The sequence below is a fragment of the Acinetobacter defluvii genome (assembly GCF_001704615.3).
Classification (GTDB): Bacteria; Pseudomonadota; Gammaproteobacteria; order Pseudomonadales; family Moraxellaceae; genus Acinetobacter; species Acinetobacter defluvii.
The window spans coordinates 1507641-1529508 of the sequence record NZ_CP029397.2 but is presented as its reverse complement, the minus strand read 5'-3'; the positions used below and the strand labels follow the sequence as shown (position 1 = coordinate 1529508).

Below are 21868 nucleotides of genomic sequence, written 5' to 3'. Positions count from 1 at the left end.
ATGTCCAAGTGATGATTTTTTTAAAATATCAGTTAAAGCACACTTGTTACTGTTGCACATTCAATCTGGTTTAATACACGGTCATGCTCAAATTCATATCTTGAGCAAAGTGTTGATTAAACGCATCTACAATCTGCTGTAATTGCGATTCATCTTGTGATGGTACAACCAACCAATATGGATTTTCTCGAAAAATAACCAGTAATGACAATTGCTTTTGTTCAGCGAAAGTTTTAATTTGATCAAATAAAATTTCTTCAATTTTTTCCTCAATTTCAAAATGAGCTTCATAATCCTCAAGTTGATCTTCGTCTAAACTCTCAAATAATTCATCCACAGTTTCTTCAATCGCTTGATTTAAAGCTTCTGTATCCACTTGTTTTTGTTGAAACATCGTGCTTTCATCAATCCCATTATCATAATATTCTTTGATTTCAACATATTGAATAAAAGAGTGTTCTTGATTTAGCCAATCACAAAAAACACTAAATTCGTTTAAATCTTCAGGTAAAGTTTGCTGTTTAAGTTCAGGAAAAATATCCTGAAAAATTGCATAAATATTTTTTGTCATGGTATTTAGCCTGTTGTTGTAAAAGTCTGCCAATAATTAACCAGATTCATCTTTTAAATGTGGTTAAATTTTGTAAGTATTTAATGTTATTAAATATTAATCAATTAAGTTGAACGGCTACAAACATATTGCTCATAATGTTCAATCATGACATTTTGATCTTTAAACTGCTTATTAAATGACTTACAAAATTTTTCAATCTTTGCTTCATCATTTGGCACCAATAACCAATAATAATCTTCCGCATAAATCAATAAAAGTTCAAACTGAATGGGTTGTGCCACAGTTAAAATTTCTTCTAAAACAATATCTAAGATTTGATCATTGACATTATAATAACGCCCAATCACCGCTTTATGTTGTTCATAATGCGCTAAAATTGGCGCAGCTTTGGCTTCAATATTATTTTTTAATACAGCAAGATCAATCTGAAAATCTTGAAAAATGGTCGACTTTTCCATTTGATTTTCAAAAAAGCAATCAGGCTGCATTTTCATCATATAAAACTGATCGGCAAAACTTGCCTCTTTCATCCATTGCAAAAAGTTTTCAAAATTTTGTCGATGTTTTTTCTTCGGAATATCTTCATTTTTTAATAAAGGAAACCAATGCTGAAGGATTTTATAAATTTTTTTATCGTCCATATTTAGCAGACCTGTTCTTGTTCGCAACCGTAATCTAATCTATTTACTTTGAACTAAGATGACATCCCGCTTTAATTTTGTAGACTTTTGGTTTTTTGCTAAATAATCAATAAAGTCTTGTATTTTCAAACTTTAAAAACAGAAATCTAAGTAGATAGCCAATTTATGCATTTTAATAGCATCCGATTTACAGCTTAATTCGACAAAGACTTGCGCCTTGCTGAATCACATACGACAATAAGCTATATTTGATTTAAACTTGCTTAGGCTATTTTCATGTCACAACCTTTAGACGTTTTAGGCGGAATCACCGCAGAACAATTTCTCTGTGAATATTGGCAAAAAAAACCACTACTTGTACGCAAAGCACTCCCTGAAATTGCCAATATTTTAGTTCCTGACGATGTAATGGAGTTGGCGCTGGATGAAAATGTCACAGCACGTTTGATCAAACAAAAAGACAAAGATCCAAACCAATGGACAGTAAAAAACTCACCATTAATCAAAGGTGATTTCCAGAAAATGCCAAAATTGTGGACACTTTTGGTACAAGCAGTAGATCACTACTCTTTTGATTTAGCTGAACTTTGGAAAAAATTTCCATTTATTCCCCAATGGCGTCGTGATGACATCATGGTGTCTTATGCACCACAAGGTGGATCAGTTGGAAAACATTTTGATTTTTATGATGTTTTTTTAGTACAAGGCTATGGCAACCGCCGTTGGCAACTCGGTCAAATGTGTGATGCTGAGTCTGAATTTGTTGAAGGTCAGCCTCTTAAATTATTGCCTGAGATCGATGTTCATTTTGATGAGGTTTTAGCCCCAGGCGATTTGCTTTATGTTCCACCTGGGCTGTCGCATTATGGTGTGGCAGAAAATGATTGCTTAACCTTTTCATTTGGCTTTCGTATGCCAAATGTGCCTGACATGATGGATCGTGTCTGTGACAAGTTTTCAGAAAATGAAGCTTTAAAAAATCCATTACACGATATTATTCGTGATCAAGTTTCTCGTGCGGGTGAAGTCACTGAGAATGAACTCAGCTATTTAAAATCAGAAATTTTCAAACAATTGCAAAACTCACTGGTACTTGATGATGCCATTATGAGTTTAATGTCTGAATCTAAATATCCTGAAAATATCCCTGAGGCTGAGGAAATTGGTACAGGTGATTTAGAAGATGCCTTAGATCAGGGTTATTTGCTGCAACTCCAACCTGCTTCACGTTTGCTTTATTCAGATCAAGACCAACAGGTGCTATTTTGGGCAAATGGTGAAGGGCTTTGTATTTCCGAACAATTTACGCCTTTTTTGCAAAAAATCGCAGATGGTCAAACCATCGCGCTGAATTTAGACTTGGCAGATGAAGATATTTTAGAAGACGTGGTTATGCTGTTAAATGAATCTATTTTGATGCTTGTACCAACAGAAGAATAACCCTATATTCTAAGAAGTCTAGGAGCAATCTTAGGCTTCTTTTTTAGCTTAATAAGGGCAAAATATGAATGACTTACGTTGTTATCAACAACTCCCCATTTGGCAGCGTGACACTCTTCCAGAAGGCTTTAAACAAAAACATAATACCAAAGAAAATACGTGGGCAAAGTTGAATATATTCAATGGCACTCTAGACTTTGCAATGCTCAATGAACAAGGTGAAATCTTATCTGAACATCAATTTAGTATAGAGCAGCAACCACCTTTTATTGCACCACAAGCGTGGCATAAAATCGTATCGACCAGTGATGATATCGAATGTCAACTCAGTTTTTATTGTGAACCTCAATTTTACTATACGAAAAAATATCAACTGACAGCCACCCATTCAGAAATTTTAGCCGCAACTCCCTCAATTCCTGTCGGAAAAGCCTTAGATGTTGGATGTGGTACAGGACGAAATAGCCTTTATTTAAATCAGCTTGGTTTTGAAGTTGATGCTTTTGATGTGAGCTCAACGAGCATTCAAAAGTTAAATGATATTATTCAAACGGAAAAGCTAGCCCATATTCAGACTGAAATTCGGGATTTAAATACAGATCAACAGATTACGGGAGATTATGATTTTATCTTTTCAACCGTAGTCATGATGTTTTTACAACCTGAAACTATTCCAGCCCTGATTCAAAATATGCAAAATGCAACGCGTTCAGGTGGTTTTAATCTTATCGTTTGTGCGATGGATACTGAAGACTATCCTGTATTGCCAAATTTCCCTTTTAGTTTTAAACCCAATGAATTAAAAGAATATTATCAGGATTGGGAAATCTTAAAATACAATGAAAATGTCGGTGAGTTACATCGTACGGATGAACAAGGCAATCGAATTAAACAGCGTTTCGCAACTTTATGGGCAAAAAAACCGTAATCAGATCATTTATTTAAAAGATATGGTGTTAGAATAATAATACCATCAAATCATTCTAAGTAAGATTCTAAGCTTATGAATTAGAATCTTTCTTATTTCTAACAATTCGACACTTGAGAAAATTCTATAAAATTGGCAACTTAGCGATATAATATTCAGTTGGACAAACTATTCATATGGCAAGCCCTGCTCAAGCAATCAGAAGTAAGTTTTTTAATACTTTTTTCTCTCGATATTCTGTTTGGTTTCTTTGTTTATTTATTGCGCTTTATCTGACATGGACGATTTTCCTGCATGAATCGCATTATATTTATTACTTTTTTTCGGACACAGTACTGCATATAGCTTGTGTGATCAGCATTATTCTGAGTATCGTTGGCTTTTATGACATTCTTCAAAGTAAACATGCCATTCTAAGAAATTATCCAATTATGGGGCATTTCCGTTTTTTCTTTGAAAGCTTTCGCCCTGAAATTCGTCAATATTTTATCGAATCTGACGAAGATGCACTGCCATTTTCACGCTCACAACGTAGTTTAGTCTATCAACGTGCCAAAAATGAAAATGCCGATAAACCTTTTGGTTCGATTATTGATGTCTACCAAGATGATTATCGCTTCTTAAACCATTCACTCTCACCTTGTACGCCTGCTGATCATAATAGTTTCCGTATTGATATTGGCAATGAGCAATGTAGCCAGCCTTACAGTGCTTCGATTATGAATATTTCTGCGATGAGTTTTGGCAGTTTAAGTGCCAATGCCATTCGTGCTTTAAACAAAGGTGCGAAGATGGGGAATTTTTATCATGATACAGGTGAAGGAAGTCTAAGCCCTTATCATCTTGAATATGGTGGAGATATTGTTTGGGAGCTTGGCAGTGGTTATTTTGGTTGTCGAACTTTAGATGGAAAGTTCGATCCTGAGAAATTTCAGCAACAAGCCATCAATCCTGTGATTAAAATGATTGAAATCAAACTTTCACAAGGTGCTAAACCAGGTCATGGCGGCATTTTACCTAAAAATAAAATCAGTGAAGAAATCGCTCAAATTCGTGGTATTTCGCGTGACCACGATTGTGTTTCTCCAGCCTCACACTCAGCATTTCGTACTCCGATTGAAATGATGCATTTCATTCAAAAATTACGTGATCTTTCTGGGGGCAAACCCGTTGGTTTCAAACTCTGTATCGGGCAGCCATGGCAATTTATGGGTATTGTCAAAGCTATGCTCATTACAAAAATTTATCCTGATTTTATCGTGGTGGATGGTTCTGAGGGCGGTACAGGTGCAGCACCAATTGAACTGATTGACCACATGGGTACACCATTGCGTGAAGGTTTATTGTTTGTACATAATACGCTTGTCGGAGCGGGAATCCGAGATAAAGTTAAAATTGGGGCAAGTGGAAAAATTATCAGTGCCTTTGATATTGCCAGTACTATGGCGATGGGCGCAGATTGGGTTAATTCGGCACGTGGCTTTATGTTTGCAGTGGGGTGTATCCAAGCACAAAGTTGTCATACCAACCAATGTCCTGTTGGCGTTGCAACACAAGACAAAGAGCGCCAAAAAGCTTTGGATGTACCAGATAAATCGCAACGTGTTTTCCATTTCCAACAAAATACGCTGAAAGCATTAGCGGAAATGATCGCTGCGGCTGGATTACAACATCCTATTCAAATCAAGCCACATCATTTAGCACAACGTATCAATGATCGAGAAATCAAAAACTACGCACAATTGTATTTTTGGATAAAACAAGGCGAATTATTAAATTGTGAGGATAAAGATGAAGAAAACTTTTATTTTAGAATGTGGAATTTAGCCACTGCTGAAAAGTTTTAAGGCTAATTTTTTATTTAAAATCAATCGGAACAGCATATTTTAAATCTGCTGTTCTGGTTTTAACTTAACACTTATGAATATATATAAAGGAAACGACCTGCTCAAATTACCCAACCAGATACTCATGCGATGGTTGTATTGTTCACCATCTTCAGCCTGAACAATGCCTCAGTAAAATAGCCCATAAAGAGCAAAACTTATATATTAAATAATCTGGTATATCCTTCTCTTTCATCTAAATCACTTGATATTAAGAAAGCCTACAACACAATTTCATGAAATGGCTAAATTTGTGATTTAAATTAAATGAGCATCCCTACACTTTTTTTCGATTTAATCGTATAGAAAAGGGCTTTTCACTTCTAAACAATATATCTAAAGTGAAATATTAAACTTGACTATTTCAGTATGCTAATATCACTTTATGGTAATTATGACAATACAACCTATAGATATATAGGCTTTTAGCCCCAGAGATAAAAGTATTATTTAAATTAAAATCAAATAGATAAAACAAAAATACGTCATATAACACTTTTAAAACATCCTACTCAACTTACATGCTCATTTTTTTAAAATATACCTAAAAGGTATTTATAAAAACTTTTTAGGTTCTAGTTATAAAAAAATAAGCACATATAATAAAAGTCATCGGATGATAACGCACACCCTCGACACAACACTGAAAAATATCAAGACAATCAGTGTTCACAGCAGAGGTATTGTAGAAGTTAAACTCAGTCCCCCAATGTTGTTGTAAGGAACACGATGTGATCAGGGTACGCTGAAATTTACAATATAAAGTTCATATTTTTGGCAAATTTAAGGAGACAGCCATGAATGTAAAGATTTTTGACACACAAGAAGTACAAGATTTTCTGCGTTTAGCAAGCGGTTTAGAGCAAGAAGGCGGTAACCCTCGTGTCAAACAAATCACGCATCGTATTCTTTCTGATTTATTTAAGATGATTGAAGACTTAGATATTACTTCAGATGAATATTGGGCAGGGATTGCATACCTAAATCAATTAGGCTCAAGTCAAGAAGCTGCATTATTATCACCTGGTTTAGGCTTAGACCGTTTCCTTGATATGCGTATGGATGCTGAAGATGAAGCTTTAGGCGTTAAAAATGGTACGCCACGTACAATTGAAGGTCCATTATATGTCGCAGGTGCGCCAGTAGAACATGGTTTTGCACGCCTTGATGATGGCAGCGATCCAGATGGTCAATTGTTAATTATGCATGGTGTTGTTTATGATGCAGATAATCAACCTATTCCAAATGCACAAGTAGAAGTATGGCATGCCAATACCAAAGGCTTCTATTCCCACTTCGACCCAACAGGTGAACAAGTGCCTTTCAACATGCGCCGTACCATTATCACTGATGATCAAGGTCGCTACCGTTTCCAAAGTATCGTGCCTAAAGGCTATGGTTGCCCACCAGAAGGTCCAACACAGCAGCTTTTAAACCAATTAGGTCGTCATGGTAACCGCCCTGCACACATTCACTTTTTCATCACGGCTGATGGTCATCGTAAGTTAACGACACAGTTAAATATGGAAAATGACCCATTGGTGTATGACGACTTTGCATATGCAACACGTGAAGGCTTAGTGGTTCCAGTAATTGAACATACGGATGAAGCAACTATTAAAGCCAACGGTGTAGATGCGCCATTCTCTGAACTGATCTTTGACTTTAAATTAAGTAAGTTGGTAGATGGTGTGGATAACCAATTGGTTGATCGCCCTCGTCTGCAAGCTTAAAAGCAACAATCAATTTACAGTAATGATTTAGAAACTGGTTGGCTGCAAAGTCAGCCAGTTTTATTACAAAGGACATGTAGAGAATAAAGCGATGGATATGCACGTTTTCGAACAGGCAACACAAGATATTTTAACTGTTTTACCGCAAAGTAGCCCAAATTTTGCTCGTCTTAGAGAATTAGCACACACCAACGCAAGTCCTATTGTGACAGTAATTGGTAAATACAACCATGGTAAAAGTAGACTATTAAATGAGTTGATCGGTGAGGATGTCTTTGCTGTCGCTGATCGTAGAGAAACCATCGCCTTGGCTGAACATCAACACCAACAAGTACGATGGTTAGATGCACCAGGTTTAGATGCCGATGTATTCGGTCAAGATGATCATCTTGCGCATGAAGCACTGTGGACACAATCAGATATACGCTTATTTATCCATTCTGTTCGAGAAGGTGAGCTGGATTCTGCCGAACATCCTTTAATCCAACAATTACATCAAGATCAACAATGTAGCCAACGCCAAACCTTACTCGTCCTCACACAAATTGATCAAATTGCAGATCCAAATGTTTTAGCAGATATTCTTGCTACTATTTCTCAACAAGTACCCAATACCCCACTATTTCCTGTTTCAGCAACACGGCACAGACAAGCCATCGCAGGCAATAAACAAGTGTTACTCAAAAAAAGTGGCATGATTGAGCTAAGCGAAGCGCTGACTACCGCTTTAAATCATGTGCCACAGGCACGCTTGCATGAAAAAAAGCACATCATTACTGAAACTCAAAGTCAGCTTCAACAATTAAAACAACAACATCAACAAGATCTTGAACAACTCCAACAGCTTCAAATCACACAACGACAAGCATTTGAACAAGATTTAAATAAAGTACTGGATAAAATTCAGGATGACCTACAGCCTTTATTTCAAATTTCGGGTACTGATGAAGCTTTAGTTCCTGATTCATTTGAAAATATGTTTAAAATGACAGCGGGAAAACAAGAACGTGCTCGCATCCAAGTGGCTTACTCTCGTGCATGTATCGACATAAACAGTCATTTAATTCGTTATGGTGTGGTGGGTTTACCTAGCCCTCAACAAACCAATGTCCGCAGTTTAGATACAGTCATGGTTGCAGTAATGGGTGTGTCGGTAAAGTTCCGTGATGATTTAAAAAAAATCTTCTGCTCAACTTCAGGACGTGAACGTTTACAACGTGAGTTTGCACATTATTTTGAACTTTCGGTAGATCGTGAAGCATTAAAGCAAAATATCACTGCGCTCAATAAATTATTGGCATTAGATGAAAAAGCATCTATTGCACTCCAACATTTGGAGCTGGAATTATGCTAAAAAACAGCGCTATTCAGGCACTTATTCAACTCTGCAAAGTGCCGCAGACACCCTCAGAGCTTAGCTCATCTTTACAAGCATTACAAAACTGGCGAGATCAACTGAACCAAAACCTAGAACAAATTCTGTGCACAAGAAGTCATGCACTACACCCTAAAAGTGTGCTTGCAAAACAACTTCAAACACTGAAGCAATTCCTTTTAGACCATCGACAAAACTGGGACAGCAAATGGCTTGAGTTTGCCCCAGCACAATCACTGGCTGATGCCTTTAACCATAAAGTGATGCTTTTGGTTTTTGGTAAATTTAACGCAGGCAAAAGTTCTTTATGTAATCTCCTTGCGGATTATTTTCATATTCAAGGACAACATGTTCAATATTTTCATTTAGATCAAGGTGAAATTATTTATGCTGATACCCCGTTTAAAGAAGGTGCCACTGAAACTACTGTACGCTTGCAAGGTGTTTGTTTGGGTGAAAGTTTAGTCCTATTTGACACGCCTGGACTCCACTCTGTCACCCCTGAAAATGCTGAACTTACCCAACGTTTTATCGATAGTGCTGATGGTGTTTTATGGCTAAGCAGTTCATCTTCCCCAGGACAAGTTCAAGAACTAGATGCTCTTGCACAAGAGTTACGCCGTCATAAGCCATTACTGCCGATCATCACACGTAGCGACCAAGTTGAAGAAGATGAGATAGACGGCGAAATTTGCACTTTACTTTGTAATAAAAGTACAACACAACGTACCTTACAAGAACATGATGTTTTACAACGTAGCCAAGAAAAACTCATAACAATGGCAGTTGACCCATTACTTTTAAAACATCCCGTTTCTGTTTCAGCACAAATGGCACGCCAAGCTAATTTTTCCACACAAGCAATGTCTGAAGCAGGATTTGAGCATTTATTTAATGCTTTACTGGCTATTATCCGTCCTGTTTTAGACTATAAGCAAAGAAAACCTACTGAAATGTATTTGCATTATTTACAAGAACATATTCTACAAACTTTACAAGAGATTGAGGCAAGCACGGTCAAAGACATTGAAACGCAACTGGCACAGATGCAAGCGGCTTTAGAACGGCAACAAAATAAAATCATTGAACAGACATGGCGTAATGTTGTACCGCAAATCCCTGCTTTACTTGACCAATATCCAGAAAAACAATCTATTCAAGCTATTGTTGAAACGATCCAGCAATGGACAATAGATGCTTTATCTGAACAAATAACATTACAATTTGCAGATTATGCTATTCAGATTGACCCAGTACTTTCTTTGGCTTTAGAACAAGCCCTTAGTCATGAAATCCTTTCAACCACAACTCCCGTACAAGAAAATCTATTTGAACATGAAGTTTTGTATAAGGCGCTCAGCGCACAATTACAGTTGCAACTGCGTGATATAAGCGACAAAATCATTGAGCAATGTACTGAAATTTTAGCAGCTGAAACTTTTGAAATAGAAAAGTTACAGCAACATATTTTAGAATCAGCGCAAGAGCTAAACAGCATTGCTCATGGTATGCGCCATACTACTTAATTATTTTGGGTAAAATTACAATGCTATTAGAAAATAACTTTAGTCCCTAAGGCGAATACTAAAGCATTATCTAAATCATATGAGGCACCTGGATGCACGATATATTGCAAACTTGGACGTAACATCAGCCATTTGGTTGGATTATAGCTATAGTTTAATTCAATATTATACTCTGCATCCGCATCATACTGTGGCTTGCCTTCACGAAAACGATCATTCACATGAATACGGTTAATACCAAAACCTAAATTATCATTTGGGAACTCATCCACTAAACCATAATATTTCAACCCAATTTGTTGAGAGTTATCAACTTTGTTAGTGCTACGATTATGGAAAGTAAAATTAGCAAAACTGTGTAAACCTTGTTGATCTAAACCAGTCGAAGTCAGCTGTTGATCAAAATTAAACCAAAAGCCATAGGTATGATTTTCAGCCTCACCGGTGCGAATATCTTTTTGATTTTTAACCTCATCCGCAGTGTTATACATTGCACCGACACGATATGTTCCTGACAAACCATTCAAAAATGCTTTTGGTTGCCAAATCATTTCGACGGGAATGGTCACACCATCCGCTTGATCAGTATCTAGATTCCAACCATGTCGTTCTAAAGCATTTTGTGGGTTATATTCATATACCCCAATTTGTGCAGCAACTTCAGGGTTGATCTGGTATTTTAAACGCCCACCCCACTGTGCGATGGGCGAGTTATACCAGATTCCACTTTGCCATTTACCCATTTGTGATGCGCAAAATGAATTATTTTGAAAATCACAAGACATCACATTAAAGTCAGCACCAATCCCTAAACGTCCTAACTTAATATTTAATCCTTGATCTTTAAAATTCTTTTCTACAGACAATTCTGTTAGACGACTTTTACTATTGCCCCGTCCATAAATGGCTTGGACATTCGCAATATGAGCGATAGAAGAATCAGAAATAGCGTCCGAAGATACACTTTGCCCTTGGCGAGCGGTTACAGTGCTACGAATGGTAACACCGTCCCAATTTGCCAATTTTTCCATGTCTAAAGTAGAACCTAATAAAAACTGACTGGCATATTTTGGGGTTTGTCCCGAATCATAACCACCATCTGCCAAATATGCAGTATCTACAGTAGTTGTTGCATCTAACTTAATACCTTTTTCGACAAGTTCAGTTCGCTTTCCATTCCAATCCCCCAATAAATAGCGACTATTTTTATCAAAGGCATTTTCTGCTGCATAGACTGGCATAGTCATCAATGAAAAAAGTGGAACTACTTGTTTAATAAAACTTGACATCATTCACCTTTATATTATTTATCACTCTAATCATGAAGCGTTGCTCATGCTTCACTGTGATGATCTTTAAAATATTGTTCAATCTTTTTATTGGGTAAAAACCAAAAAACTGCCAGTATCGCTAAAGTAAGTAAAGTCAATTTAGGATTGATGAAACTAAGAAAAATGGATGTGCCATAAAGGATGACCGAAATAAATAATTTATTATCCTTACCCAATAAGTTGGCAGCTAAAGAATCTGCTCCCTCTGACTTGATCAGCGTTTTTTCCAATAAACGATAAGACAATGAACACATAAACAGAATAAATGCATACAGGGCTGTTGGTATTTGGGCATAGTTACTATAAGCCGACCATCCTGTAGTCAAAGGAATCATGGTGAGCCAAAACATTAAATGCAAATTTACCCATAAAATTTTACCATTAATGCTTTTTACCACTTGAAATAAATGGTGATGATTATTCCAATAAATCCCGATATAAATAAAACTCAAGATATAACTAAAAATCAGATGTAACTCACCTTTAAGTGCGGATAGATCATGACCTTCAGGAATTTTAAGCTCCAATAACATGACCGTAATAATAATTGCAAAAATTCCATCACTGATCGTTTCTAATCGGAGCTTATTCATCTACTATTCTCTACTGAGGCTCAACGAATCGCTTTTTTGATGCAAGATAAGACAAATACAGTATAGGCAAAATAAAAAAAGCGACACTCCAAAAATCTAAAGTAACATATAAAAATGCACCTAAAAATGCGCCAAATACAAAACCAATCACAATACTTAAACTGTGCTGCAACTTCTGTTTGTTATCCTCAGTTTTATTACGGAGATAATTTGAAATATCAATCCCAAGTTGAGTGGTATTGCCTGTCATCATCGTACTTGGACTGATGTGTTTAATTAAAGTTTTGCTTGAAGTATTTCGAATCGCCAAAGCAATCAAACCTAGACCACCTGTGATCGCCACAGTTACACTATTGGCATCTTTAAATGGCTCGAAATATAAACCTGCTAGCATAAAACCTGTTAAAAAAATGGCTTCACCCAAAAACAAATAGCTTAAAGTGCTATGTTTTTGAGTACTGCGGTCAATCCAATATTTGGTAATCATGACAGTTAAAATAAATAATGGAATTGCACCCAGTTTAATCCAAATACCTGCGCCACCTTTGACCCAAGCTGCTCCTGCTAAGACTAAGTTTCCTGTTACATGTGCGGTAAAAAAACCAAATAATGCAATAAAACCAATAGTATCAATTGCACCACCCACAATCGTCAGTAAAATCGGATCTCGACAAATACTCCAAAATCCTTTGGTTTTAGCTGTTTCTACATTTTCCATTTTAAAAATCCTAAATACATTAAACAGTATAAAAATTATGCTTTTTTATAATTTTCTCGATAGATATAAGTTAAAACCAATAAAACTGGTGGAACAATAAACAACCATAGAAGCGCAAACTTATATACGATCGCAGCAATTGCGCATCCCAAAGCAAAACTCAACATGGTCGGCAAGATCGAATATACACGTTGATAAATCTGTGCTTTTTTCTCCGTGGATGGCTTAGAAAAAAGCTCACCAATGTCTAGCATGAGCTGTGTGGTTGAACCTGTCATCACCGTCGTTGGAGATTCTTTTAACCAATGAATACGATGCATGGCATTTTGTATTGCCATTGCTGCCACCAGCAACATCCCCACAACAAAACTAATCAGTGTATCCTGCTTAGGAAAAGGTAAATAAACAACTGAAAGTGCAGCAGCTAAACAAAACAACACAAACATAAGCTTTAGAAGAAATATGTACGAGTTTTTCTGAAGTTTTAAAAATCGCTGATCAATCAGTTTGGTCACTAAAACCATTAGACAAAACATTGGCAAAGCAGCAAGTTTCGCCCATGCACCCGTTTGACTGTCTGAAACTAAAGCAGCCCCTAAAGTGACAAAGTTTCCTGTGACATGTGCAGCAAACAACCCATGCAATGCCAAAAAGCTTGCTGTATCGACATAACCAGCATTAAAACTTAAAATTTTTCCCAGATGAATTCGCATCATGTATTCCAAAGCTTTGGTTTTAAGCCATTAAATTTTTGATCACAGGGATCAATTGCTCACCCACAACCATGCCCAACAAACCACAGAGCGCCACCAATGGCGGTGCTGGAGATTTCACATTGAGTATGTAATACAGAACACCAACAAGCAGTCCAACTGCCAAAGAAATTAAATACATTTTCATAAGGTATGCTCTAAAATCCCACCCTAATCCTCAGGTGGGAATTTTTAAATGGTGTGTGATTAGAAAGCGAAGCATGAACAGCCGAGAGCACCCCAGAATGATTTTTTGTCTTTATCATTCACAGGAACGTCAAGCATCCATGCATGTGAATGTCCGTGCATACCACAGCTGCTAGAACACGCACACATTGCCGAATTGCTTTGTAATGGCTGTAAAGACGGTGCATTTCTATTTTCTGATAGACGCCAATGACCACCGAAACGTTTTACTGGAGACCACTCAGGCGAAGCGGGTGGAAGCGGTGGGTCTTCTTGTTTAAATTCAGCACCGGCATAAACGACTTTGCCGTTCATGACTGTCATAACAGATTCGATAAACTGGATCTCATCACCTTCAACCGTAAAATAGTCATCTGAAAGCACAACCAGATCAGCATGTTCACCCGTAGCTAAAGCACCTTTTTGACTTTGCTCACCAGAGAACCATGCAGAGCCCTTCGTCCAAAGTTTTAAAGCCGTTTGACGGTCTAGCAAATCTTTTTCATCATACAAAGGCAAACCACCCACTGTTTTACCTGTCGTCAACCACGCTAAACATACCCATGGGTTGTAAGATGCTACACGTGTTGCATCTGTACCTCCGCCCACAGGCACACCCAGCTCAAGCATCTTTTTCACAGGTGGTGTGTCTTTTGCTGCTTCTGCCCCATAACGTTGAACAAAGGTTTCACCTTAAAACGCCATACGATGTTGAATCGCAATACCACCACCTAAGGCACCGATACGCTCAATATTTTTCTCAGATACAGTTTCAGCATGGTCAATAATAAAACGTGTTTCAAAAGGTTGCTTATTGGTCACACGATCAAACACATTCAACATACGCTCAATCGTTTCATCATAGGTGGCGTGAATACGAAATGGCCATTTTTTTTCAGCGAGAAGCTCTACAACGTCTTCTAATTCCTTCTCCATTTTTTCAGCGAGATCTGGACGTGGCTCATAGAAATTTTCAAAATCACATGCTGACCATACTAAATTTTCACCAGCGCCATTCATTTTGAGTAGTGAGTCACCATCTCCTGGAAAGGTCATTTCTGTCCATTTCTTATAATCATTAAGTTCTTCATCAGGTTTTTGAGCGAACAAATTATATGCAATTCGGACAGTCATTTGATTATTATCATGCAATTGTTTGATGACTTCATAATCGTCTGGATAATTTTGACCACCACCACCCGCATCAATCGCCGAGGTTAAACCTAAACGGTTCAACTCACGCATAAAGTGACGTGTTGAGTTGATTTGATCTTCAACAGGCAATTTAGGTGCTTTGCCTAAAGTTGAATATAAAATATTGGCAGAGGGGGTCGCTAATAACAAACCAGTAGGTTCGCCTTTTTCATCACGTTGGATTTTACCGCCAGGTGGATCAGGTGTATCTTTATTAAAACCTAAGACATCTAAAGCCGCACGGTTAAGCATGGCATGCATATAAATGCAACACAAACACAGGTGTATCTGGCGCAGCTTTATTGATTTCTTCCAAAGTTGGCATACGTCTTTCAACAAACTGAAATTCTGACCATCCTCCTACTACACGCACCCATTGTGGCGCTGGAGTATTTTCAGCCTGTTCTTTCAATAATCTTAATGCATCTGCAATAGAAGGCACACCTTCCCAACGCAGCTCCATGTTATAACTCAAGCCACCGCGAATAATATGTAAGTGGCTGTCATTTAAACCAGGAATCACACGACGACCATTTAAGCTAATCACTTTTGTTGCATCATTTGCCAATTTCATGATGCTTTCTTCATCACCGGTCGCAAGAATTTTTCCATCAGCAATTGCAATGGCTTCTACTTGTGGTTTTTTTGGATCGAGTGTTGTTATTTTTCCGTTTTTGAGAATCAACTGTACGTCAGACATGATCTTCTCCATTTTCCATTGCGTGGATAATTTAAGTTAAAAAATAAGGCAATGTTTGTTGCCTTACTTAAATCTATTATTTTGCTGAAATTGGTGCTAGCACTTCATGTGGTGTTTTTGTTCTTTCTGGTGCTTTATGTACCATCGTGTAAGCATAGTCAACCCCCATACCATAAGCCCCCGAATGTTCACGAACGATATCCATCACTGCATCGTAAGTATCACGTTTTGCCCAATCTCGTTGCCATTCAAGTAAAACTTGCTGCCATGTCACAGGAATCACACCTGCTTGAATCATGCGTTGCATTGCATAATCATGCGCTTCTTTACTAGTGCCTCCAGAAGCATCCGCAACCATATAAATTTCATAATCAGTATCATGTAAAGCACTCAAAGCAAAAGTTAAGTTACATACTTCTGTCCAAAGTCCAGACACAACAATCTTTCTACGCTTATTTTTTGCAAGCGCATCACGTACTTTTTGATCATCCCAAGAGTTCATTGAAGTCCGTTCCAATAGTGGTGTATTTGGAAATACATCTAATAACTCTGGGAAGGTGTGACCAGAAAAACTTTCTGTTTCTACGGTAGTAATCGTGCTTGGAATATTAAAAACTTTCGCAGCTTTTGCTAAACCTACAACATTATTCTTTAAAGTTTGACGGTCTATGGACTGTACGCCAAATGCCATTTGTGGTTGTTGGTCAATAAAAATAATCTGACAGTTATCTGGTGTAAGTTGTTATAAAATTGATTTATTCATGTGAAATGCTCGACATGGTGATGAGTTGATATAAAAAGATTAATTTTATTTAATACTAAAAACAGCACTATTTTTAGAACGCTGCATCTTAATTTTACTGGAATGATGTGCTGTTTTGATTCTTTGTGCCATTAATGCAGTTATGTAAACATCGTCAGCGCTCATAGCGTCAAGCACCTGAATCCTGACGAACAATATCTATATATATCACTGCATTATAAGAATCACCTTTCGCCCATCATCTAGCTCGTTGCCATTCAAGTAAAACTTGCTAGCGTGTCACTACAATGACACCTATTTGAATCACGCATTGTATTGAATTACATAAACATATGTGAACTTATAAATTATTTTGTGTAAGTTCGGTTTTTATGAATAATCCTTTCATCAATCATGGAATTGATTCCTATAGAAAATCCTTCCTAAAACCATGAATAACATCTACACAAAATTGATATCATCAACTCTCTCACAGCATTTGATATTGCTAAGTAAACAATTTTCTCTATAGAATCATGATGAGAAAAATTTTCTTTTCTTGCTTGAATGACAAAACACACTTTTCAATGACGCAATTGCATATGTGATATACATGGCATGACGTATTACAATACAAACAACCAAATATGGCTCTAACAGCATGAGTTTAAACGCAAAATCTTTTATTATTGATTTATTACTTGCATCTGGTGGGCAAACTTTATCGATCAAACAATTGGTCAGTGCAGCACATATTTTAAATATCAGTGAAAATAATACGCGTGTTGCGGTCACACGTTTATGTCAGGAAGAAATGATCGAATCCGTTGCACGTGGACAATATAAATTAACAGCCAATGCCGAACGTTGGGGTTCAATTGTTATCCATCGCAATCATAGACTCCGCCGTACCAAAGCATGGAATCAACATTATCTGGCGGTACTTACCACAAGCTTAGGACGAACTGATCGCACCGCACTAAACCGCCGTGAAAAAATTTTAAAGCATACAGGTTTTAGAGAGTTAGAAACTGGCTTTTTTGTACGCCCTGATAATTTAAATCTAACCTTAGATGAATTAAAAACAGAACTCACTCAACAAGGCTTAGAAAATGCAGCAACCCTGATGCAAGTTGCCGCATTTGATCCTGCAACACAAACACAAATTTCTACTTTATGGGACACTCAAAAGCTTAACCAACGCTATGAAAAATACAGCGTTCAACTTAAACAATGGCTCACACATGCTCAAGATATGCACCCTCTCAATCTTGCTCGTGAATCTTTTCTATTAGGACGAGAAACAATTGCACTCATGTTAACCGATCCACTATTGCCCTCGCCTTTGGTCGATACAGCATCTAGAGAGGATTTTTTTCAGGCTGTTTTACAACTCGATCATATCGGACAGGAAACATGGCGAAAATTAAATCAAGATCATCTCAACTAATTCAACAAATTCTTATAAAAATATAAGCAATTGTATTTACTTATATTTATTTTTCACTCTCAAATATTACATAGTTTTTATAAAAATTAATTGACTGTAATATTATTTTATCTACAATCATAAAATCCAATAAAAAAATGAAAGGAATAAGTATGAATGCGCGAATCAGTATCACTGAACTTTTTTCTCGTGACGAAATTGATGACCTTACGACACCATCTGACTTCGCTGGTTTATGGGCAGTGGGTTCAACTTGGGCAGTAATCGCAGGAACTTTTGCAGGCGTTGCCCTCTCTTGGGAATATTTACCCACTGGGGCTAAAGTCATCATGATTGCAGCAGCTTTGGCAATCATCGCTGGACGACAACTTTGTTTAGCAATTTTAATGCATGATGCTTCACACAATAGTTTGTTTAAAAAGAAATGGTTAAACAATACCTTGACCGATTGGTTATGTGCCAAACCTATTTGGAATGATTTACAAAAATATCGTGCACATCACACACGGCATCATGCCAAAACCTCGCTTCCCGAAGACCCTGATTTAAGTCTTGTCGAGGGTTTTCCTATTAACAAAAAATCACTTTGGCGTAAATTTCGTCGTGACCTAACTGGTTTAACAGGCATTAAATTTTTAGCAGGTCGTCTGATGATGGACTTAGAACTATTAGAATGGACGGTTGCCAATGATCAACGTAAAATCCCAGTAAATGGACGTACAGCTTTTGATTTTGCTCAAATATTATTAAAAAATAGTTCAGGTATGATCATCACCAATGCAGCCCTTTACTATGCGCTGAAAAAAGCTGGGCATGCCAAACTCTACTGGCTCTGGCCACTTGCCTATATTACTCCATTTCCTTTATTTATTCGTATTCGTTCTATGGCTGAACATGCAGGTATGCAAACTAGCCATAATGCTTTAACCAACACCCGTACTACACATGCCAATTTTATCGCACGCGCTTTGGTCGCCCCAATTCATGTTAATTATCATCAAGAACATCATTTGATGGCTGCAGTTCCCTATTTTAAACTTCCTCGTATGCATAAGTTGCTACGTAAACGTGGTTTTGTAAAACAACCACCGAGTTATTTTGAAGTGATTACATCGTTGTCAAATAAACCTAACTCACAGAGAAGTAAAAATCATAGTTTTTAAATTTAGGTATTTTAAAAAAGTATGTTGGCTATATTTCACTGCCATTGAAATATTTTAATACTTTGAAAATAAAGTGAATTTATTTTATATATTTTCACTTTTCTATGGACAGACTTAACTAGTATACAATTGCCCCCAAACAGTGAGATGACCAAATTAGTTAGAGGGGGATTAAAGTCAGCTCATTGAAATTTCTAGATGTATAGCTGTGTTAAATGAGTTTACAGAATTAGGTAAACCCTCTGATTAAAATTTTATTTAAATTTTAATCACTTAGGATAATTCATCTTTTAAAGGCTATATGCAATAAAGCCATCATCTCCTAATTTCCCATTTTTTGAAAATCCTGAATGGACAATTGATTGACCTCACCACGCCAAATCCATTTTAAATTACTTTCTTCAAAATGGTCGCCTTCAAACCATACAAAAAGGCCTTCCATCATTTGAGGCCAGTCAGCTTTATCTATGTGATGACGTCCAGAAATTACAGCGATAATGGCTGCTAAGATCGTGTCATGACTCACTGCCAGACTAAGCCCCTGCGCATTTTGCGGATGGGTGTTATAAATCAACTCCAGAACATCCACCACACCAGAAATAGGATGTTTCATACCCGGCAAAGCATTATTGACAAAACTATTAATAAAACCTAGAGCGCCTTGTTTTTGAAAATAAGGGGCAGCTTGCTGAATATCTAAAACAAAACTACCAGGTTCAACCAACAAACCTTGTTCAATGATTTCAATCCGATGGGTATTATTATCTGGGTTGGATAAATCTGCACCTTCAATCATTAAAGCTGCGGTATCCACACAACGTTGAATTGGACTAGAAATACAATGCTGAATAACACGATCCGTATTATCCGTGAGATATAAACCCCAAGCCTGAGCCAAATCACGCCCTTGTGATGTTAGTTGCAAATCATAACCCGCTAAGCCTTGCCCACTGACCATTTCACGTATCGAATGGCGTGTAAACAAAGTTACAGGTGTTTTAGGGTCTGGCAATAAATCTATTGCTTTCAACATGCTTTTTGGCAGTAACTCAAGCGCCATAAGGACTCAATATGTATGTTTTCGTCATGTGTCACTATACCATGACCATAAAAACTCTCAATCTTATAAGCTCACGTTACTGAGCGCATCTAATGCTATTTTTTGATTTTCTTTATCTCTAAAAGCAATAAAACCTTCATTTAATACCGTTTCACGCTGATTATAAGTAAAAGCTTGTGCTTTTAAACTTACCAATCCACCACCAATGCTTTCAAGCAAACCCTGCCCAGCACTAGTATCCCATTCCGAAGTTGGATGAAAACGTGGATAAATATCAATTTCACCTTCAAGCATCATACAAAATTTATAAGCACTGCCTGCTTCTCGTCGAATAACAGGATTTTCTTGTTCAATATAATCAATATATTGCTGATATTTCGGGTTTTTACTACTATGACTTAAACCTACCTGAATCGCATCGGTTTCTACATCTTTAAACTTGCTATAACGTTCCCAAGTATTTTGACTAAATGAGTATTTATAAGGTAATTCAGTTAGATACCCCAAATACATCACTTGTTCGGTAGGCACAGCAATCAGAGAAAATATAGTTTGATGATTTTGAATAAGGCTTAAATTAATCGTAAATTCATCTCGTTCATGAATAAATTCTTTTGTCCCATCCAAAGGATCAAGCATCCAGCAAATGCTCCACGCATGCCGCTCAGAATAATCACTTTCTTCAGACAACACTGGAATATCAGGTGTTAGAATTGCCAATTGTTCAAGTAAATAGGCATTTACTTTTAAATCTGCTTGAGTGACTGGTGACTGATCAGGTTTTTCATCGATACTAAACTCACGCCCAGCACAGTATGCTTCATATTCATCCAATAAAATTTGGCTTGCATACGCCAAAATGGGAACTAAATTCAGCATTTGTTGATCTTGTGGTGCTTGGGTGGTAATAAACATTGAGTGCAACCTATCTTCTTTTTTAAATCAGCATTCTTAAACGCATCATTTTAGCCTTTTAAAATGACATAAATATTTTAAAATAAAAGTCATGACGGTATTGAAACAAATTTTTATCTTATTGTCCTGCACAGATTAGATTCTTTTTTCAAATAATGCTCTCTCTACTGCTCTACGATTGATCAGTCCTTGCATGCGTTTACCATTGGCGTAAACCCAAACATCAAATTGTTGGGCTGCTTTTTGATAATCTGCCACATTTAAATAACGTAACAATGTAGAGTTTTTAAACGCATTAATGCCAATGTTATAGCTTAAAGACACTAAAGCATCAAATTGATTTTGATTTAACAGGACTTTAACCGATTGAGTGACTGCATTTTCAAATTTTTGTAAATCATGCTGCATATAAGAGTTTGCCTGTTGCAAACTACAGGTATCAAAAGCTTTTACAGGTGTTTGATCTGGATAGCGTGTAGTTCCATAACCGATCGTCCAGCAGCCTGTACCATCATCATAAGCTGTCAATGCTAAACCTTCAAAACTACAAATGAGTTCTCGCCCTTGAGGACTGACCTGAAGTGTATCAATTACGACTGCGATTTGACTTTCTCCATCTACAGCAATCGCAATATCTGCATTACTCTGTGTCGTTGCCTGTTCAGATTGAAGCAACCATTTTTTTAGCTGTTGAATGAGTATAGACGAGGTCATAAAACGCTCAAGCGATCATATAACATTATTTTGCTTATAACAGTATGATTCATTTAAAATCTATAGCACGACCCTATTTTCATTCAATTTATACTATTACTGTTAAAATCTACTAGATTTTTTTTAGAATATTTCATTATCACTTTAAAATATAACACGCCACTTTAATATAAAGTAGCGTGTTGAATAAAGTAAAGACTGAATATTAAAAATCAAATAAAGTTTAATTTCTAATTTCAGATAACAT

General features: G+C 36.9%; 19 protein-coding genes and 1 pseudogene. 8 read left to right on the top strand and 12 right to left on the bottom strand.

Annotated features, from left to right (window positions below):
* Positions 1–70: 70 nt before the first annotated feature.
* Together DJ533_RS09580 and DJ533_RS09575 are read right to left on the bottom strand one after the other, a co-directional pair.
* Entirely contained in the window at positions 71–571 is a 501-nt protein-coding gene (locus DJ533_RS09580; RefSeq protein ID WP_065993969.1) for a hypothetical protein, read from the bottom strand.
* 104 nt (positions 572–675) lie between these two features.
* Positions 676–1215, bottom strand: a complete 540-nt coding sequence (locus DJ533_RS09575) for a hypothetical protein (RefSeq protein WP_065993970.1) — start codon at positions 1213–1215, stop codon at positions 676–678.
* 276 nt (positions 1216–1491) lie between these two features.
* Here DJ533_RS09575 and DJ533_RS09570 point away from each other — a divergent pair, with 276 nt between their 5' ends.
* From DJ533_RS09570 to DJ533_RS09545, 6 genes are all read left to right on the top strand, one after another.
* Positions 1492–2655, top strand: coding sequence for a ribosomal protein uL16 3-hydroxylase (locus DJ533_RS09570; RefSeq protein WP_065993971.1), 1164 nt, complete (start codon positions 1492–1494; stop codon positions 2653–2655).
* A 64-nt stretch (positions 2656–2719) separates the two neighbouring features.
* A complete protein-coding gene (gene tehB / locus DJ533_RS09565) occupies positions 2720–3583 on the top strand; it encodes an SAM-dependent methyltransferase TehB (RefSeq protein ID WP_065993972.1) in 864 nt (287 codons plus the stop codon).
* 176 nt (positions 3584–3759) lie between these two features.
* Positions 3760–5430: an FMN-binding glutamate synthase family protein gene (locus DJ533_RS09560; RefSeq protein WP_065993973.1), complete on the top strand. Its 1671-nt coding sequence runs from the start codon at positions 3760–3762 to the stop codon at positions 5428–5430.
* 836 nt (positions 5431–6266) lie between these two features.
* Positions 6267–7202 (top strand): catechol 1,2-dioxygenase, encoded by a 936-nt coding sequence (catA, locus tag DJ533_RS09555; RefSeq protein WP_065993974.1) that lies wholly within the window; start codon positions 6267–6269, stop codon positions 7200–7202.
* Positions 7203–7293: 91 nt separating this feature from the next.
* The gene (locus DJ533_RS09550; RefSeq protein ID WP_065993975.1) at positions 7294–8556 is read left to right on the top strand and encodes a GTPase; all 1263 of its coding nucleotides are present in this window, start codon (positions 7294–7296) and stop codon (positions 8554–8556) included.
* Positions 8550–10103, top strand: coding sequence for a dynamin family protein (locus DJ533_RS09545; RefSeq protein ID WP_065993976.1), 1554 nt, complete (start codon positions 8550–8552; stop codon positions 10101–10103). Before DJ533_RS09550 ends, DJ533_RS09545 begins: the two co-directional genes overlap by 7 nt.
* A 26-nt stretch (positions 10104–10129) precedes the next feature.
* Here DJ533_RS09545 and DJ533_RS09540 read toward each other — a convergent pair whose 3' ends face one another.
* The 7 genes and pseudogenes from DJ533_RS09540 to DJ533_RS09510 all read right to left on the bottom strand — a co-directional run bounded on the left by DJ533_RS09540 (position 10130) and on the right by DJ533_RS09510 (position 16295).
* The gene (locus tag DJ533_RS09540; protein WP_081406099.1) at positions 10130–11392 is read right to left on the bottom strand and encodes a carbohydrate porin; all 1263 of its coding nucleotides are present in this window, start codon (positions 11390–11392) and stop codon (positions 10130–10132) included.
* Between the two features lie 44 nt (positions 11393–11436).
* Entirely contained in the window at positions 11437–12027 is a 591-nt protein-coding gene (locus tag DJ533_RS09535) for a TMEM175 family protein (RefSeq protein ID WP_065993977.1), read from the bottom strand.
* A gap of 10 nt (positions 12028–12037) precedes the next feature.
* Positions 12038–12745: a YoaK family protein gene (locus tag DJ533_RS09530; RefSeq protein WP_065993978.1), complete on the bottom strand. Its 708-nt coding sequence runs from the start codon at positions 12743–12745 to the stop codon at positions 12038–12040.
* A gap of 35 nt (positions 12746–12780) precedes the next feature.
* Positions 12781–13458 carry a YoaK family protein gene (locus DJ533_RS09525; protein ID WP_171488551.1) on the bottom strand — a complete coding sequence of 226 codons (678 nt, stop codon included), beginning with the start codon at positions 13456–13458 and terminating at the stop codon, positions 12781–12783.
* Between the two features lie 22 nt (positions 13459–13480).
* Complete coding sequence (locus DJ533_RS09520) at positions 13481–13645, bottom strand: DUF1427 family protein (RefSeq protein ID WP_081406100.1); 165 nt, start codon at positions 13643–13645, stop codon at positions 13481–13483.
* Positions 13646–13704: 59 nt separating this feature from the next.
* Positions 13705–15577 (bottom strand): annotated as a pseudogene (locus DJ533_RS09515) (amidohydrolase).
* Between the two features lie 76 nt (positions 15578–15653).
* Complete coding sequence (locus DJ533_RS09510; RefSeq protein ID WP_228716536.1) at positions 15654–16295, bottom strand: hydrolase; 642 nt, start codon at positions 16293–16295, stop codon at positions 15654–15656.
* A gap of 685 nt (positions 16296–16980) precedes the next feature.
* Between DJ533_RS09510 and DJ533_RS09505 the strand changes: the two genes are divergently transcribed.
* Positions 16981–17769 (top strand): PaaX family transcriptional regulator C-terminal domain-containing protein, encoded by a 789-nt coding sequence (locus DJ533_RS09505; protein WP_065993981.1) that lies wholly within the window; start codon positions 16981–16983, stop codon positions 17767–17769.
* 152 nt (positions 17770–17921) lie between these two features.
* Positions 17922–18932, top strand: a complete 1011-nt coding sequence (locus DJ533_RS09500; protein WP_065993982.1) for a fatty acid desaturase family protein — start codon at positions 17922–17924, stop codon at positions 18930–18932.
* A gap of 322 nt (positions 18933–19254) precedes the next feature.
* On the opposite strand, the gene DJ533_RS09495 is transcribed toward DJ533_RS09500, so the two are convergent.
* From DJ533_RS09495 to DJ533_RS09485, 3 genes are all read right to left on the bottom strand, one after another.
* Entirely contained in the window at positions 19255–19992 is a 738-nt protein-coding gene (locus DJ533_RS09495) for a histidine phosphatase family protein (RefSeq protein WP_065993983.1), read from the bottom strand.
* Between the two features lie 63 nt (positions 19993–20055).
* Positions 20056–20907, bottom strand: coding sequence for a 3'(2'),5'-bisphosphate nucleotidase CysQ family protein (locus DJ533_RS09490; protein ID WP_065993984.1), 852 nt, complete (start codon positions 20905–20907; stop codon positions 20056–20058).
* 135 nt (positions 20908–21042) lie between these two features.
* Positions 21043–21621: a lysozyme gene (locus tag DJ533_RS09485; RefSeq protein ID WP_065993985.1), complete on the bottom strand. Its 579-nt coding sequence runs from the start codon at positions 21619–21621 to the stop codon at positions 21043–21045.
* Positions 21622–21868 lie beyond the last annotated feature (247 nt).